16 protein-coding genes are annotated in these 15,990 nt (G+C 30.7%); all 16 read left to right on the plus strand.

The window, feature by feature from the left end:
- Positions 1–285 precede the first annotated feature (285 nt).
- The 16 genes from ispG to KEC93_RS06725 all read left to right on the plus strand — a co-directional run bounded on the left by ispG (position 286) and on the right by KEC93_RS06725 (position 15,990).
- Positions 286–1,365, plus strand: coding sequence for a flavodoxin-dependent (E)-4-hydroxy-3-methylbut-2-enyl-diphosphate synthase (gene ispG / locus KEC93_RS06650; RefSeq protein ID WP_065415744.1), 1,080 nt, complete (start codon positions 286–288; stop codon positions 1,363–1,365).
- 455 nt (positions 1,366–1,820) lie between these two features.
- Entirely contained in the window at positions 1,821–2,279 is a 459-nt protein-coding gene (rimP, locus tag KEC93_RS06655) for a ribosome maturation factor RimP (RefSeq protein WP_011968535.1), read from the plus strand.
- 16 nt (positions 2,280–2,295) lie between these two features.
- Complete coding sequence (gene nusA / locus KEC93_RS06660; protein WP_011968536.1) at positions 2,296–3,492, plus strand: transcription termination factor NusA; 1,197 nt, start codon at positions 2,296–2,298, stop codon at positions 3,490–3,492.
- A 13-nt stretch (positions 3,493–3,505) separates the two neighbouring features.
- Complete coding sequence (gene rnpM / locus KEC93_RS06665) at positions 3,506–3,772, plus strand: RNase P modulator RnpM (RefSeq protein WP_017210732.1); 267 nt, start codon at positions 3,506–3,508, stop codon at positions 3,770–3,772.
- Positions 3,765–4,076, plus strand: coding sequence for a 50S ribosomal protein L7ae-like protein (locus KEC93_RS06670; RefSeq protein ID WP_011968538.1), 312 nt, complete (start codon positions 3,765–3,767; stop codon positions 4,074–4,076). Before rnpM ends, KEC93_RS06670 begins: the two co-directional genes overlap by 8 nt.
- A 26-nt stretch (positions 4,077–4,102) precedes the next feature.
- Positions 4,103–6,190 carry a translation initiation factor IF-2 gene (infB, locus tag KEC93_RS06675; RefSeq protein ID WP_011968539.1) on the plus strand — a complete coding sequence of 696 codons (2,088 nt, stop codon included), beginning with the start codon at positions 4,103–4,105 and terminating at the stop codon, positions 6,188–6,190.
- A 17-nt stretch (positions 6,191–6,207) separates the two neighbouring features.
- Complete coding sequence (rbfA, locus tag KEC93_RS06680; RefSeq protein ID WP_011968540.1) at positions 6,208–6,564, plus strand: 30S ribosome-binding factor RbfA; 357 nt, start codon at positions 6,208–6,210, stop codon at positions 6,562–6,564.
- On the plus strand, positions 6,557–7,537 hold the full coding sequence (locus tag KEC93_RS06685; RefSeq protein ID WP_011968541.1) for a DHH family phosphoesterase: 981 nt from the start codon (positions 6,557–6,559) through the stop codon (positions 7,535–7,537). The genes rbfA and KEC93_RS06685 overlap by 8 nt, the downstream gene beginning before the upstream one ends.
- 94 nt (positions 7,538–7,631) lie before the next feature.
- On the plus strand, positions 7,632–8,507 hold the full coding sequence (truB, locus tag KEC93_RS06690; RefSeq protein ID WP_023973315.1) for a tRNA pseudouridine(55) synthase TruB: 876 nt from the start codon (positions 7,632–7,634) through the stop codon (positions 8,505–8,507).
- A 57-nt stretch (positions 8,508–8,564) separates the two neighbouring features.
- Positions 8,565–9,500, plus strand: coding sequence for a bifunctional riboflavin kinase/FAD synthetase (locus KEC93_RS06695; RefSeq protein WP_011968543.1), 936 nt, complete (start codon positions 8,565–8,567; stop codon positions 9,498–9,500).
- A gap of 119 nt (positions 9,501–9,619) precedes the next feature.
- Complete coding sequence (rpsO, locus tag KEC93_RS06700; RefSeq protein ID WP_011968544.1) at positions 9,620–9,883, plus strand: 30S ribosomal protein S15; 264 nt, start codon at positions 9,620–9,622, stop codon at positions 9,881–9,883.
- 106 nt (positions 9,884–9,989) lie between these two features.
- Entirely contained in the window at positions 9,990–12,095 is a 2,106-nt protein-coding gene (locus KEC93_RS06705) for a polyribonucleotide nucleotidyltransferase (RefSeq protein WP_011968545.1), read from the plus strand.
- Positions 12,096–12,144: 49 nt separating this feature from the next.
- Positions 12,145–13,452 (plus strand): M16 family metallopeptidase, encoded by a 1,308-nt coding sequence (locus KEC93_RS06710; protein WP_017210729.1) that lies wholly within the window; start codon positions 12,145–12,147, stop codon positions 13,450–13,452.
- A gap of 67 nt (positions 13,453–13,519) precedes the next feature.
- Positions 13,520–13,801 carry a YlmC/YmxH family sporulation protein gene (locus tag KEC93_RS06715; RefSeq protein WP_011968547.1) on the plus strand — a complete coding sequence of 94 codons (282 nt, stop codon included), beginning with the start codon at positions 13,520–13,522 and terminating at the stop codon, positions 13,799–13,801.
- A gap of 16 nt (positions 13,802–13,817) precedes the next feature.
- On the plus strand, positions 13,818–15,014 hold the full coding sequence (gene dapG, locus KEC93_RS06720) for an aspartate kinase (protein ID WP_077868866.1): 1,197 nt from the start codon (positions 13,818–13,820) through the stop codon (positions 15,012–15,014).
- 268 nt (positions 15,015–15,282) lie between these two features.
- A complete protein-coding gene (locus KEC93_RS06725) occupies positions 15,283–15,990 on the plus strand; it encodes a ClpP family protease (protein WP_011968549.1) in 708 nt (235 codons plus the stop codon).

Genomic DNA, 15,990 nt, shown 5'->3' on the forward strand with positions numbered 1-15,990 from the left:
CTAAGTTTAAAGTATTAAACTTACTATACATAATTTTAATAATGTACAATTTATAAGAATTATAAGACAAATATTAAAAAAATAGTATTAGAAATATTTTGATAAAAGAGAAATATGCAAAAATATATATGCTTCAATTCACAATGCACAATTCACAATTACGGCTAGAATTCTTGCAATATTTTTAGAATTATGTTGAAGAATTATTTTTGCAATATATATATATATATATATATATATAATGTTTATATTTTAGATTAATTATAATTAGAGGAGATACATTGTATGGAAAGAAGAAAATCTAGAAAAGTCAAAGTTGGAAATGTATTTGTTGGAGGGGACTCACCTGTCACAGTACAATCAATGACAAATACTCGTACTAAAGATGTGGAAAATACTTTGAATCAAATAGAAAAGCTATATAGCGCTGGATGCGATATCATAAGATGCGCAGTTTTGGATATGGAAGATGCAGAAAGTCTAGGGGAAATTACAAAAAGATCTCCAATACCAGTAGTTGCAGATATACATTTTGATTATAAATTAGCGCTAAAAGCAATAGAAAATGGTGTTTCAGCTCTTAGAATAAATCCTGGTAATATAGGAAGTGTAGATAGAATAAAAATACTTAAAGAAGCTTGTAGTGAGAAAAAGATACCAATAAGAATTGGTGTTAACTCTGGATCTCTAGAAAAAGATATTCTAGAAAAGTATGGCATGCCAACGGCAGAGGGTTTGGTTGAAAGCGCTTTAAGACATGTTAAAATTTTAGAGGATTTAGACTTTCACGATATTGTGATATCTATAAAATCATCTAGTGTACAAATGATGATAGAATGTTATAGATTGATAGCAGAAAAATGTGATTATCCTCTTCATTTAGGAGTGACAGAAGCTGGAACTATTCAAAGAGGGACAATTAAATCAAGTATAGGAATAGGGACGCTTCTTGCAGAAGGAATAGGTGATACTATAAGGGTATCATTAACCACTGATCCAATTGAAGAAATAAAGGTTGGAATTGAAATTTTAAAAGCATTGGGATTAAGGAAAAAAGGCGTTGAATTCGTATCTTGTCCTACTTGTGGCAGAACACAAATAAACTTGATAAAAATTGCAGAAGAAGTTGAAAAAAGGCTTGAAAATTATAAAAAAGATATTAAAGTTGCTGTTATGGGATGCGTTGTAAATGGGCCTGGAGAGGCTAGGGAATCTGATATTGGGATTGCTGGCGGAAAAGGAGAAGGAATAATTTTTAAAAAAGGCGAAATCATAAAGAAAGTAAAGGAAGAAGATCTTATTGATGCCCTAATGGAAGAAATAGAAAAATTATGCACAGATGAAAAAAGCACGGAGTGCAATTAAGAACAATTCACATATGAAGAAGGTGCGGAGCACAATTAAGAACAACTCGCAGATGAAAAAAGCACGGAGTGCAAATAAGAACATTTCACAGATGAAAAAGGCACGAAATTAAATTAGGGATGTTTTCGCAGATTGAAGAATCGTGGAGCTAAGTATATATAATAATGTATATGTCTATAAAATGTATTTTAAAATTGTGAATTATGAACTATGCATTAAAATATTGAGCAGATATTTAAAATTTGGGAATATCCCTTGTAAAGTTAATTTGTTTATGATATTATATAAGAAGATTTATTTCTAATAGCTAGAAAAAAGGAGTGGGAAGTTACCCGCTCTTTCTGTTTGTAACGCAACTAACTTAAGATAGTTGCGTTTTTGATTACAAATTTTAAAAATGCATAAGATAGATATAAGACATGTGTTTTTAAAAGATGAAAGTGAGGGTTAGAAAGATGAAAAAAGATGTATTGATTGAAAGAATTGAAGAATTAGTAAGACCTATTGTTTCAGAATTGTCATGTGAATTATATTATGTAGAATATGTTAAGGAAAACGGTGAGTTTTACTTAAGAATATATATAGATAAAGAAGGCAGAGTATCATTAAATGATTGTGAAGCGGTTTCAAGAAGAGTTAGTGAGATTCTAGATGTGGAAGACCCAATTAAAGAAGCATATTATTTAGAAGTTTCTTCGCCAGGTCTTAATAGGGGATTATATAAAGAAGAGCATTTTAAAAAGTACATAGGAAGCGAAGTGCTAATTAGGCTTACTAGTTCACTAAATGGAGTGAAAAGTGTAAAAGGATTATTAAGAGATGTCTCAGAAGATTCTATATTAGTAGAAGGCGAGACAGAAATTCAAATACCAAGAGATAAAATTAAGGCAGCAAATTTAGAAGGGGAAATATAACGAGGAGGGTATAAAAATGAATGAAGAGTTTGTAGGTGCTCTTAAAGAATTAGTTAAGGAAAAGGGGATTTGTGAAGATTTACTTTTTACAACTATTCAAGACGCGATGGTTGCAGCATATAAGAAAAATTATGCAAATGCCAATACAAATGCACAAAACGTGAAAGTTAATATCGATAGAGAAACAGGAGAAATACATGTATATGCTCAAAAGACAGTAGTTGATGAGGTATATGATGATGTAACAGAAATTTCATTAGAAGAAGCTAAAGAATTAAATCCTAAAAGTGAAGTTGATGATATTATAAGTTTAGAAGTAACTCCTAAAAATTTCGGAAGAGTTGCAGCACAACTTGCTAAGCAGGTTGTTACTCAAAGAATTAAGGAAGCTGAAAGAACTATAATATATGATGAATACAAAGAAAAAGAATTTGATATAATTACAGGAACTATATTAAGAAAAGATAAAGGTATTGTTTTTGTAAATTTGGGAAAATTGGAAGGTATAATAGGACCTAATGAACAAATTCCAAATGAGGAATATAAATTCAACGAAAAGTTAAAACTATATATAGTTGAAGTTAAAAATGGTAATAAAGGACCTCAAATACATGTATCAAGAACACATCCTGGATTAGTTAAAAGACTATTTGAACTTGAAGTTCCAGAAATATTTGAAGGCGTAGTTGAAATTAAAAGTATTTCAAGAGAAGCAGGTTCAAGAAGTAAAATAGCTGTATACTCTAACGATGAAGAAGTAGATCCAATGGGCGCTTGTGTAGGACCAAAAGGAGTAAGAGTACAAAGTATAGTTAATGAACTTAAGAATGAAAAAATAGATATAATAAAATGGAGCAAAAATCCAGAAGAATTTATAGCTAATTCTTTAAGTCCTGCAAAGGTGCTAAGTGTAGCGGTTGATGAAAATAATAAATCTGCAAAGGTTGTTGTTGATGATAATCAGTTATCGCTTGCAATAGGTAAAGAAGGCCAAAATGTAAGACTTGCGGCTAAACTTACAAATTGGAAGATAGATATAAAGAGTAAATCTCAAAAAGAAGCGCAAGATGAAGAAGATGAAAGAATTCTAAATACTGAAGTAGAAATTGAAAATGAACAAACTACAGATTTAAATGAATTAGAAATTTTTGATGATATTGAAGTTGATGATTCAATAGATGAAGAAACTTCAATGGAAGAAATACAAGAATAGAGGGGTGCTTTTCATGAAGGTTAAGAAAATTCCTTTAAGAATGTGCACTGGTTGCATGGAAATGAAACCAAAAAAAGAATTAATAAGAGTAGTTAAAACTCCAGAAGGCGAGGTGTGTGTTGATCTGACTGGTAAAAAATCAGGAAGAGGTGCATACATTTGTAAGAACACAGAGTGCTTAGAAAAAGCATTTAAAGCAAAAAGACTTAGTAGAAATTTAGAAATTCCTATAAGTGAAGAAATTTATAATAAACTAAAGGATGAAGTAAATAATGAATAAGTTTTTTAACTTTCTAAGTATGGCAAAGAAGTCAGGAAACTTGCTTGAAGGATATAGCAAGTGTGATGACTATAGAAATAATACTAAAATTTATCTTTTTATCATATCTAATGATTTATCAGATAAATCTAAAGATAAATTTAAAAAGCATTGTAATGAAAAAAATATACCATATATTGAAGACTTCTCAAAAGAACAACTAGGACCTCCAATTGGACGTAAAGAAATTATGTTGCTGGGAATTCTAGATAACGATATAGCAAAAAGACTGTTAGCGTTATATGAGGAGGAAAAAAATATATGAGTAGATAATAATACGGGGGTGACTGCATGTCAAAAATAAGAGTACATGAATTAGCAAAAGAATTAAACATAGAGTCAAAGGAATTAATAACTATATTAAAGGAAGAATTTAATATAGAAGTAAAAAATCATATGAGTACAATTGAAGACGAAGATGCTGAATTAATAAAAGAATTATTAGCAGGAAAATCACCAAGCGATTTAGTAGCATCGGCTGATAATGCTGAGAATTCAAAAAGCATAGTTGACGTATATGAAGATGAATTAGCAGAACAACTTAACAAAGGTATAAAGAAAAAGAAAAAGACTAAAAAAGAAGAACAAGAAGAAGCAAGAATAGCTGCTGAAGCAGAGGCTGAAGGTAAAGTAATTGAAATTGGTGGAAGCATAACTGTTAAGGAATTGGCAGAAAAATTGCAACAACCTTCAAATGATGTAATAAGAACGTTAATTTTTGCCGGAGTTATGGCAGCAATAAATGCGGAAATAGATTTTGAAACTGCAGAAAAGGTTTGTGCTGAATATGGAGTTTTAGTTGAAAGAAAAGAAGAAATTCAAGAGTTAGAAGTATTAAAAATAGAAGAAGATGATGAAGAAAATCTTCAAAAGAGACCACCAATTGTAACTGTTATGGGTCATGTTGACCATGGTAAAACATCTTTACTTGATTGTATAAGAAAAGCAAAAGTTACTGATACAGAAGCAGGTGGTATAACTCAGCATATAGGTGCTTATACTATTAAATTGAACGGAGAAGAAATAACATTCTTAGATACTCCAGGTCATGAAGCGTTTACAGCTATGAGAGCTAGAGGTGCACAAATTACAGATGTTGTTATATTAGTTGTTGCTGCAGATGATGGAATCATGCCACAAACTAAGGAAGCTATCAATCACTGTAAAGCAGCAGGAGTTCCTATTGTTGTTGCAATAAATAAAATAGATAAACCAGGAGCAAATGTAGATAGAGTTAAGCAAGAATTAGCTGAACAAGGATTGCTTGCAGAAGACTGGGGCGGAGATACTATATGTGAAGAAGTATCTGCGAAACAAAACCTTAATATTGATAAGTTATTAGAGATGGTTCTACTTACTGCAGAAATGCTTGAACTTAAAGCAAACAAAGATAGAAGAGCAGTTGGAACTGTTATAGAAGCTAAATTAGATAAAGGTAGAGGAGCAGTTGCTAGTCTTTTAGTTCAAAATGGAACTTTAAGAGTAGGAGATTCTATATTAGTCGGATCTACATATGGTAGAATAAGGGCTATGTTTGATGATACTGGTAAAAAAATAAAATCTGCTGGACCATCTATACCAGTGGAGGTTCTAGGACTTTCTGAAGTTCCAGAAGCTGGAGATAGATTTAATCAAGTAAAAGATGAAAAAACTGCTAGAAATATGGCTGAAAGCAGAAAAGACAAATTAAAAGCAGAAACTTTACTTGCTAACCATAGAGTATCATTAGAAGATTTATATAATCAAATTAAAGAAGGTAAGGTTAAAGAGCTTGCTATAATCGTAAAAGCAGATGTTCAAGGTTCTGTTGAAGCTATAAAGCAATCTTTAGAAAAACTTTCTACTGATGATGTAAAGGTAAGAGTTATTCATGGTGGTGTTGGAGCTATAACTGAAACAGATATAACTCTTGCGACAGCATCTAATGCAATAGTTATAGGATTTAATGTAAGACCTGACAACAATGCGGCTGCTCAAGCTGATAGAGATGGAGTAGATATTAAATCTTATAGAATTATATATGATGCAATTGATGATGTTAAGTCAGCAATGATAGGAATGCTTGAACCAGATTATAAGGAAGTTATATTAGGAACAGCAGAAGTAAGAGAAACTTATAAAATTTCAAATGTAGGAACAATTGCTGGTTGTTATGTGCTAAAGGGTAAACTTCAAAGAAATGCAGAGACAAGAGTTATAAGAGATGGAATAGTAATATTTGAATCTGCATTATCATCATTAAAGAGATTTAAAGATGATGCAAAAGAAGTTAATGCAGGATACGAATGTGGTTTAACAATTGAAAAGTTTAACGATATTAAAGAAGGTGACATCGTTGAATGCTTCATGATGGAGGCAATTAAGAGAAAAGAACTTTAAAAGAGGTGAAGATCAACATGGCAAACTATAGAGGTGGAAGAATTAACGAAGAATTTAAAAGAGAAATTAGTAATTTAATTCAAAATGAAGTTAAAGATCCAAGACTTACAGCTATGATTTCAGTTACAGATGTTAAAGTTACAAAAGATTTAAGATATGCTAAGGTTTATGTAAGTATATTCTCTAAAGATGATGAGGAAAAGAAAAATAATCTAGAGGCATTAAAAAATGCAAGTGGATTTATAAGGAAATCAGTAGGCCAAAAAATAAATTTAAGGCACACACCAGAAATAATTATTGAATTAGATGACTCTATAAATTACGGTATGCATATGGATGAATTAATTCAAAGGATAAGTAAGGGCAATGAGTAGTCTTAAAGAAATAAAAGAAGAAATTTTAAAATCAAAAAGAATTGGATTATCATTCCATACATCTCCAGATGGAGATGCTATAGGCAGCACTTTAGCATTACTAAATGCATTAAGACATTTAGGAAAGGATTCATATATTATATCAAGAGATGTTATTTCTGATAACCTCTCTTTCCTTTCTTTTGCCAACGAAATTGATGGTAATACTTTAGAGCCTAAAGAGGGCACTGATCTTGTAATGATATTGGATTGTGGTAATGTTGAAAGAATTTCTGCAGATCTAAGTAATTACAAAGGTAAGATTATTAATATTGATCATCATATTTCAAATGAAGAATATGGATTTATAAATTATGTTGATGTAAGTGCAGCGGCTACATGTGAAATATCATATTTACTAGCAAAAGAGTTAGGAATTGATTTTAATAATAAAACTGATGTTGAAATAAATATAGGGAACGCAGTTTATACAGGGATTGTAACAGATACAGGTTCTTTTAGGCATTCCAATGTTACTAAGAGAACTCATAAAATAGTATCAGAACTTATAGAACTTGGAGTAAACAACAGTAAAGTCCATAGTAATCTTTTTGATAATAAACCATTTGAGAAAGTAAAATTAATGGGATGTGTGTTATCTAATATTGAGCTTGCTCTAGAAAATAAAGTAGCAGTCCTTGAGATACCGAAGGGAATGTTAGAGGAATTTAACTTAAAAAATACTGATACTTCAGATATAATTTCAGTTGGCCTTGGAATTAAAGGTGTAGAAGTTTCTATGCTTTTGAAAGAAGTTGAAGATGGAGTTAAAGGAAGCTTAAGATCTAAAAATGATGTGGATGTTCGAAAAGTTGCAGAAGTATATGGCGGTGGCGGGCATATAAAAGCTGCTGGAGTTATGCAAAAAGGTGTAGATATAGAAACTGCAAAAGAAAATCTGCTAAAGATACTTAAAGAAGAGCTCGACTCATAAAATATAAATTATATTTATGAAAAGTAAGTAATAACTTCACTTATATAAGGAAGGAATAGAGAATTCATATATGAAAGATACAAAAACTTCACAGATAAATGGAGTATTAAATATATTCAAAAATAAAGGAATGACTTCCTTTGATGTAGTTAGAAAAATAAAATTCTTGGCTAACGAAAAGAAAGTCGGTCATACTGGAACATTGGACCCAGAAGCTACTGGAGTCCTTCCAGTCTGCCTTGGAAAAGCTACAAAAACTATTGATTATATCATGAACAGTAATAAGGTATATGAGGTGAAATTTCTACTTGGAGTGAAGACAACCACATATGACCTTGAAGGTGAGATATTGGAGAAGAATGAAATAGATCATATTAAGAGTGATGAAGTTTCAGAGGTCGCATTATCCTTTATCGGAGAATATGACCAAGTTCCACCTATGTATTCTGCCCTTAAAAAAAATGGAGTAAGGCTCTATGAATTAGCTAGGAAAGGTATTGAGGTTGAAAGAGAAGCGAGAAAAGTTAGAATATTTAATATATCAGATTTGAAGATTGAATTACCTTATGTATATATGAAAGTAGCTTGTTCAAAAGGGACATATATTAGAAGTTTATGTTATGATATTGGTGAAAAACTAAAAGTTGGAGCAGCTATGGCAGAATTAAATAGATCTGAAACATCTATTTTTAAGCAATTAGATAGTGTAAACATAGATGATTTAACTAAGGAAAATATACAAGATTATATTATGACTATAGAGGATGCACTTTCTTTTTACCCTAAAATTACAGTAAAGAGTACATTTACTAAATTATTAATAAATGGAGTTAAAGTATTCGATAAGAGATTGACAAATGAAAAAAGAGAAAAAAATGTTCTATATAGGGTATATGATAGTGAAGGCATTTTTATAGGAATTGGAAAACAAGATGATGATGGATTCAAAATCGAAAAATTGTTGCTTTAGGCATCTTAACTAGTATGTAGCTGTTTTTCTGGGTGCCTTGATTTAGGAGTAAGGATAATGATAATTATAGATAAACATTCAAAAGATATTCAAAGTTCTAATAATTATATAGCTCTTGGAAGTTTTGATGGACTTCATATTGGGCATCTTTCTTTAATAAATAAAGTAGTAGAAGTTGCAAAAAAAAATAAAGGGAGAAGTATGGTTTTTACATTTAAAAACCATCCAAGAACTCTTATAAATAAAGAAAACTCAGTAAAACTTTTGATGGACAATGAAAGAAAAGCAAAAATTCTGGAAAAACATAAAGTAGATATAGTTTGCTTTAAGGAATTTGATCTTGAATTTATGAAAATGACACCAAAGGAATTTATAGAGTTTTTGATAGTTAATTATAATATCAAGGGGTTTGTTGTAGGGTTTAATTATAAATTCGGATACAAGAATTTAGGAAATGTAGAACTTCTAAGAGAATTGCAAAATGAATATGGGTATGAACTATATGTTATGGATCCACGTACATATAATAACGATGTTGTAAGCAGTACTAGAATTAGAAAAGCCATTCAAGATGGTGAGGTTTCAGAAGCTAATAAGATGCTCAGCATGCCTTACACATTAAGTGGTGAAATTATTCATGGAAAGAAAATTGGAAGAACTATAGGTTTTCCTACAGCGAATTTGAAATATGATGAAAATTTCATTTTACCTAAGATTGGTGTATATTATACTAATGTTAAGGTAAATAATAATATATATAAAGGAATCACATCTGTTGGATACAATCCTACGGTTGAAGGTAAAAATTTAACGGTAGAAACTTATATATTAGATTTTAATAAAGAAATATATGGAGATAAAATAGATGTGAGTTTTATAAAAAAAATCCGCGACGAAGAAAAATTTAATAGTTTAGAAGAGTTAAAGGACCAGCTCGAAAGTGATAAAGCTTTTGCGAAAAATGAGAATTGCATGTCGGCTTTAATAATATAGTTTACAATAATAGTTACTTTTGATATAATAACACAGGGAACCTAATTCTAAGTTGTAAGGTGCCATCTTTTACTTGGAACTAGGGGATAATTAATATAATACACGGAGGTGCACTTATAATGGATAAGGCAAGAAAATTAGAATTAATTAAAAAGTTTGGAAGAAGCGAAGGCGACACTGGTTCACCAGAAGTTCAAGTAGCATTACTTACTGAAAGAATTCAATCTTTAACTGAACATTTAAAAGTTCATAAGAAAGATCATCACTCAAGAAGAGGGCTATTAATGATGGTTGGTCAAAGAAGAGGTCTTTTAAACTATTTAAGTGATCAAGATATCGAAAGATATAGAACTTTAATCAAAGAATTAGGTTTAAGAAGATAATTTTTAGAGCGGAGTTTTCCGCTCTATTATTTTAAACTATACAAATTATAGAAAAATTATACAATATTATTAATGATTAGATGAACCTAAAGGGAGGTCATAAATTATGAATAACGTTCTAACGACTGAAATCGCTGGAAGAGAATTGAAAGTTGAGTTCGGAAAAGTAGGTATGTTATCAAATGCAGCAACATTTACTAGCTATGGAGACACAGTAATTTTAACTAATGTTAATGCATCAGAGCAGCCAAGAGAAGGAATTGATTTCTTTCCTCTAAGTGTTGAATATGAAGAAAGATTATATGCAGTAGGTAAAATTCCAGGTGGATTTATCAAGAGAGAAGGAAGACCATCAGAAAAAGCTATATTAAATGGTAGAGCTGTTGATAGAACTCTAAGACCTCTATTTCCAAAGGGATACAGAAATGACGTTCAAGTTGTTACTACAGTTGTATCCGTAGAAAAAGATAATTTGCCAGAAATCTTAGCAATTAATGCAGCATCGCTTGCATTATGCCTTTCAAGTATTCCTTATACAATTCCAGCTGCAGCAGTTCAAGTAGGAATTATCGATGGTAAATTCGTTACAAATCCAGATACTCAAGGTCGTGAAAAAAGCATTCTTCATTTAACAGTATGCGCTACAAAAGAAAGAGTAATGATGATTGAAGCTGGTGGACAGGAGATACCAGAAGATACTATGATAGACGCTATTAAATATGGTTTTGATGAGTGTCAAAAGATTATTGCATTCCAAGAAGAAGCAGTAGCTAAGTTTGGAAAGAAAAAAGATGAACCAGTATTATATGCTGTAGATCCAGAACTTGAAAAAGATGTTAAAGAATTTGCATCTGACATGATTAAAGAAGCAATGTATATCATGGAAAAAGATGAAAGAAATGCTGCTGTTGATGCAGTTTATGAAAAAGTTAATGAAGCATTTGGTGAAAAATATGCTGACAAAATGGGCGATATTAAGGAAGTTCTTTACACTATGCAAAAGAAAGTTGTAAGGCACATGCTTCTAAAAGATAAGAGAAGGCCAGATGGAAGAGCATTTGATCAAATCAGACCATTAGGATGTGAAATAGGAATTTTGCCTAGAACACACGGTACAGGATTATTCACAAGAGGATTAACTCAAGTAATGACAGTTGCAACTCTTGGTTCAATTAGCGAGATTCAAATTCTAGATGGAATAGATGAAGCTCAATCAAAACGATATATGCATCATTATAATTTCCCAGGATACAGTGTTGGAGAAGTAAAACCTTTAAGAGGTCCTGGTAGACGTGAAATAGGTCATGGAGCTTTAGCAGAAAGAGCTTTAGAACCATTAATCCCTTCCGAAGAAGAATTCCCATATACAATAAGATTAGTATCAGAAGTTTTAAGTTCTAATGGTTCAACTTCACAAGCATCAGTTTGTGGTTCAACATTAGCATTATTAGATGCAGGTGTACCAATTAAAAGACCAGCAGCTGGTATTGCAATGGGATTAATAACTTCAGAAGATTTAAGTGAAGAAGCAGTATTAACTGATATTCAAGGAATAGAAGATTTCTTTGGAGATATGGATTTTAAGGTAGCTGGAACAACAGAAGGTATAACATCTATTCAAGTAGATACTAAGCTTCAAGGTTTTAGTTTTAATGTAGTAGAAAATGCTATAAGAGATGCTAGAAAAGCTAGACTTACTATAATTGATAAAATAAACGAATGTATTTCTACACCTAAAGAAGATGTTTCATTATATGCTCCAAAAACACAAATTATGAGCATAAATCCTGATAAGATAAGGGATGTAATAGGAGCAGGTGGTAAGGTTATAAATAAAATTATACAAGATACAGGAGTTAAGATAGATATAAAAGAAGATGGAACTGTATTTGTAAGCTCAACTGATCATAATGGTGTTAATGAAGCCATAAAGATAATAGAAGGATTAACTAAAGAAGTTAAAGCTGGAGAAGTTTATCTTGGAAAAGTTACTAAAATAACTACATTTGGAGCTTTTGTTGAGATTTTACCAAGTAAAGAAGGATTAGTTCATATTTCTAAGCTAGCTAAGGAAAGAGTGAACAAAGTAGAAGATGTAGTATCTATTGGAGATGAGATTTTAGTTAAGGTTACAGAAATTGATAACCAAGGTAGAATAAATCTTTCGAGAAAAGATGCTTTAGTAGAACAAGAAAATAAGGAAGAGAAATAAAGGGCAATTAATTGCCTTTTTTTTAACTAAGAAGGAGGGCAAGTATAAAATGTATAACACATATACCCTTAAAAATGGATTAAGAATTGTAACAGAAAAAATAGAACACTTAAATTCTATCAGTGTTGGAGTAATGGTTCAGAATGGTTCTAGAAATGAGAGTCCAGAAGTTAATGGAATATCCCATTTTATTGAGCATATGTTTTTTAAAGGAACTGATAAAAGAACTTCTAAAGAAATAATGGAGGATATTGAGAATGTTGGAGGACAGATCAATGCTTTCACAAGTAAAGAAGCTACCTGTTATTATATTAAAGCATTAGATACCCATCTAGATTTAACGTTAGATGTCCTTTCAGACATACTTTTAAATGCAAAATTCGATCCAGAAGAGATAGAAAAAGAAAAAGGCGTAGTAATTGAAGAAATTAATATGAGTGAAGATTCGCCGGAAGATGTATTAGATGATGTGCATTCTAAAGCTTGTTTTGGAAATGAGTCGTTAGGATATCCTATTTTAGGAACAATACCATTGGTAAAGTCATTTACTAGAGAAAAGATATTAAATTTTATTAGTGAAAAGTATACGCCATATAATTCTGTAATATCAGTTTGTGGTAAATTCAATGATAAAGAGTTAGATGAATTGATTAATAAATATTTTGGTGAATGGAAAAGCAAAGGTGAATATACTCCAGAATATGATAAAACAATAATACAAGTTGATTCTGCATATGCAAAAAAAGAAATCGAGCAGCTTCATATTTCTCTGGGATTAGAGGGATTACCTTATGGAGATGAAAACAATTACGCATTAGTGCTACTTAATAATATATTTGGAAGTGGTGCATCTTCAATCCTTTTCCAAAAAGTGCGAGAAGAATTAGGATTATGTTATTCTATAACATCTTACCTGCAACCATTTCAGGGAGTTGGAACTTTAAATATATATGCCGGATTAAATAGAAATTATGGAGAGAAGGCTTTAGAAGTTATAGAAAAAGAAATTACTCTATTTAGTAAGAACGGAATAACTGATAAGCAGCTTGAAATAAATAAGGAGAAAATTAAAGCTAATTATATTTTAGGGCTTGAAAGTACTAGTTCGAGAATGTTCTCGAATGCAAAGACATTCTTGTTTAGAAATAAAATAAAAACTCAAGAAGAAGTAATAAAGAAAATAGATAATATAAGAAAAGATGATATACAATACGTCTTAGAAAGATGTTTTAAAAAGGGAGTTATAAATGCAGCGTATGTTGGGCAAGATGTAGAATATAGTAAATTAGATTCTATAATACTAAAGAGTGCCAAAGCATATGATAACTCAAATCATAATGGTAAAATTAATTTATAGAAGATTATGTAATAATACACCTCCTTTTCTCATATTATTTTATGAGTACTAAAAGGAGGTTTTTATTATGAGCGAAGAAAATAAGGTGAAATATTTAAGTGACATAGAGAGATACGAACTTATTAATATAAATGATGGTGAAAAATATGATTATCTATTGAATAATGATCTAATAATAGATGAAGAAGGAAATTTTAAATATTTAATAGTTAATTTAAGTGGCGGAAAATTTAATCTATTTAGCAGTAAAGATTTTTTAGAAATTCCATGGGATTGTGTAAAAAAAATTGGTGCTAAAACTATCATATTAGATGCAGATGAGGAAGTAATAAAAAAAGTAAAGTTATAATTCAGGAGGAAATTTAATGAAAATAGTTGTACAAAAGTTTGGAGGAACTTCAGTATCCACTGAAGAAAATAGAAAGAAAGTAATTGAAAAAGTTAAGAGTGCTATTAAAGATGGATATAGTCCTGTTGTGGTAGTATCAGCAATGGGAAGAAAAGGTCAGCCATATGCAACAGATACATTATTATCATTAATAAGCGATAAATTTAAAAATGCCAATAAGTTAGCACAAGACTTATTAATGACATGTGGAGAAATTATAAGCTCAGTTGTTATGAGTAATGATTTGTATAATGCAGGAATTGATGCTGTACCACTTACTGGCGGACAAGCAGGAATATTAACTGATAATAATTTTACTGATGCAACTTGTATTGAGGTGAAACCTAAAAAAATACTAGAGTTAGTGTCTCAAGGAAGAATTCCTGTAGTAACTGGATTTCAAGGAATGACTGAAAACGGATATTTAACTACTTTAGGCAGAGGGGGAAGCGATACGACGGCTTCTATTTTAGGAGTGGCCCTTAAAGCGTCAGAAATTGAAATATATACTGATGTAGATGGAATCATGACAGCAGATCCAAGAGTTGTTGAAAATGCAAATTTAATTGATGTTATAAGCTATAATGAAGTATTCCAACTAGCAGATAAGGGGGCAACAGTAATTCATCCAAAAGCTGTAGAAGTTGCAATGGAAGGAAATATTCCTATATTAATTAAAAATACTATGAGCAATAGTAAAGGAACTTTAATAAACAACTTTGGAGATAAAAGCAATGACAGGATAATGACAGGAATCGCAAGCCAAAAGAATAGAATTCAGATTTCTATAAGGGCTGCAGAAAATCAAGGAAATGTAAAATACAAAAATGTATTGGATTTATTAGCTGCAAATAAAATAAGCTTAGATCTAATAAATATATTTCCTAATGAACAAATTTTCACTATAAATCAAGTGGATAAAGAGATTTTAGAAAATGTTCTAAATAGTGCTAGTTTAAAGTATACTTTGATAGACAACTGTAGCAAAGTAGCGGTTATTGGTTCTAGAATGAAGGGAATACCAGGAGTAATGGCTAAAATAATCAAGGCATTAAGGGATAATAATATAGAAGTATTACAAACAGCGGATTCTCATATGACAATCTGGTGCTTGGTTCACTCTGAAAATGAAAAAGAAGCAATAAATGTTTTACATAAAACTTTTAAACTTTAATATAACGGAAGTTTAATTAAATGAGTTCTATGAGTTTTTATATAGAGTAAGTTAAATTAATAAAATAATAGATTTGGGATTCAAAAGGAAAATTGGCTAGTTGGGTAAGTTCGAGTAACTAAATCATAGATTTTGAATTTAAAAGGAAACTCGACTCGCTTCGTTCGCTGAGTAAGTTCAATTAGCCAAATCATAGATTTGGAATTTCACTTATGTATAAAATAATTCCTACTGTACAAAATAAAAAGAGTATAGGAGGAATTATTTTATGGATAAATATATTTTAAATAATAATGAGAAAGAAAAGGAAGATAAAAATACATCAGAAGCACAGGATAAAATAGAAAATGTAAAAGAACTTGGAAATACTACATTAGCAACTCCAAATAAAAGAATACAGGTTTTATCTATAATAGGGCAGATTGAAGGGCATTCTGTACTTCCCCCACAAACAAAAGCCACAAAATATGAACATATTATACCTCAATTAATAGATATCGAACAAAATGATGATGCAAAAGGGCTACTCATAGTCTTAAATACAGTTGGAGGAGATGTAGAAGCTGGTTTAGCTATTTCTGAAATGATTCGAAGTATGTCAAAACCAACCGTTTCTATAGTAATTGGTGGAGGTCATTCCATAGGAGTACCGCTTGCTACATCAGCAGACTTTTCATTTATAACACCATCTGCAACAATGATAGTTCATCCAGTAAGAATGAATGGATTTGTGATTGGAGTATCTCAAACATTTGAATACTTTAAGAAAATGCAAGAAAGAATAAATGAGTTTATAGTTAGAACATCAAATATAAAACCAGATACTTTAGAAAGATTCATGCTTCAGACAGATGATTTATTAAATGATGTAGGAACAATGTTAATTGGAAAGCAAGCAGTTGATTGTGGACTTATTGACCAAGTTGGAGGAATACAGGAAGCTTTAAGCAAACTTAACGAATTAATAGAAAAATAG

It is taken from the genome of Clostridium beijerinckii (assembly GCF_018223745.1).
Classification (GTDB): domain Bacteria; phylum Bacillota; class Clostridia; order Clostridiales; family Clostridiaceae; genus Clostridium; species Clostridium beijerinckii.

Bases quoted from the DNA above. Each gene is read 5' to 3' on its own strand.
- ispG (WP_065415744.1), top strand. From the start codon at position 286: ATGGAAAGAAGAAAATCTAGAAAAGTCAAAGTTGGAAATGTATTTGTT.
- rimP (WP_011968535.1), top strand. From the start codon at position 1,821: ATGAAAAAAGATGTATTGATTGAAAGAATTGAAGAATTAGTAAGACCT.
- nusA (WP_011968536.1), top strand. From the start codon at position 2,296: ATGAATGAAGAGTTTGTAGGTGCTCTTAAAGAATTAGTTAAGGAAAAG.
- rnpM (WP_017210732.1), top strand. From the start codon at position 3,506: ATGAAGGTTAAGAAAATTCCTTTAAGAATGTGCACTGGTTGCATGGAA.
- KEC93_RS06670 (WP_011968538.1), top strand. From the start codon at position 3,765: ATGAATAAGTTTTTTAACTTTCTAAGTATGGCAAAGAAGTCAGGAAAC.
- infB (WP_011968539.1), top strand. From the start codon at position 4,103: ATGTCAAAAATAAGAGTACATGAATTAGCAAAAGAATTAAACATAGAG.
- rbfA (WP_011968540.1), top strand. From the start codon at position 6,208: ATGGCAAACTATAGAGGTGGAAGAATTAACGAAGAATTTAAAAGAGAA.
- KEC93_RS06685 (WP_011968541.1), top strand. From the start codon at position 6,557: ATGAGTAGTCTTAAAGAAATAAAAGAAGAAATTTTAAAATCAAAAAGA.
- KEC93_RS06695 (WP_011968543.1), top strand. From the start codon at position 8,565: ATGATAATTATAGATAAACATTCAAAAGATATTCAAAGTTCTAATAAT.
- rpsO (WP_011968544.1), top strand. From the start codon at position 9,620: ATGGATAAGGCAAGAAAATTAGAATTAATTAAAAAGTTTGGAAGAAGC.
- KEC93_RS06705 (WP_011968545.1), top strand. From the start codon at position 9,990: ATGAATAACGTTCTAACGACTGAAATCGCTGGAAGAGAATTGAAAGTT.
- KEC93_RS06710 (WP_017210729.1), top strand. From the start codon at position 12,145: ATGTATAACACATATACCCTTAAAAATGGATTAAGAATTGTAACAGAA.
- KEC93_RS06715 (WP_011968547.1), top strand. From the start codon at position 13,520: ATGAGCGAAGAAAATAAGGTGAAATATTTAAGTGACATAGAGAGATAC.
- dapG (WP_077868866.1), top strand. From the start codon at position 13,818: ATGAAAATAGTTGTACAAAAGTTTGGAGGAACTTCAGTATCCACTGAA.
- KEC93_RS06725 (WP_011968549.1), top strand. From the start codon at position 15,283: ATGGATAAATATATTTTAAATAATAATGAGAAAGAAAAGGAAGATAAA.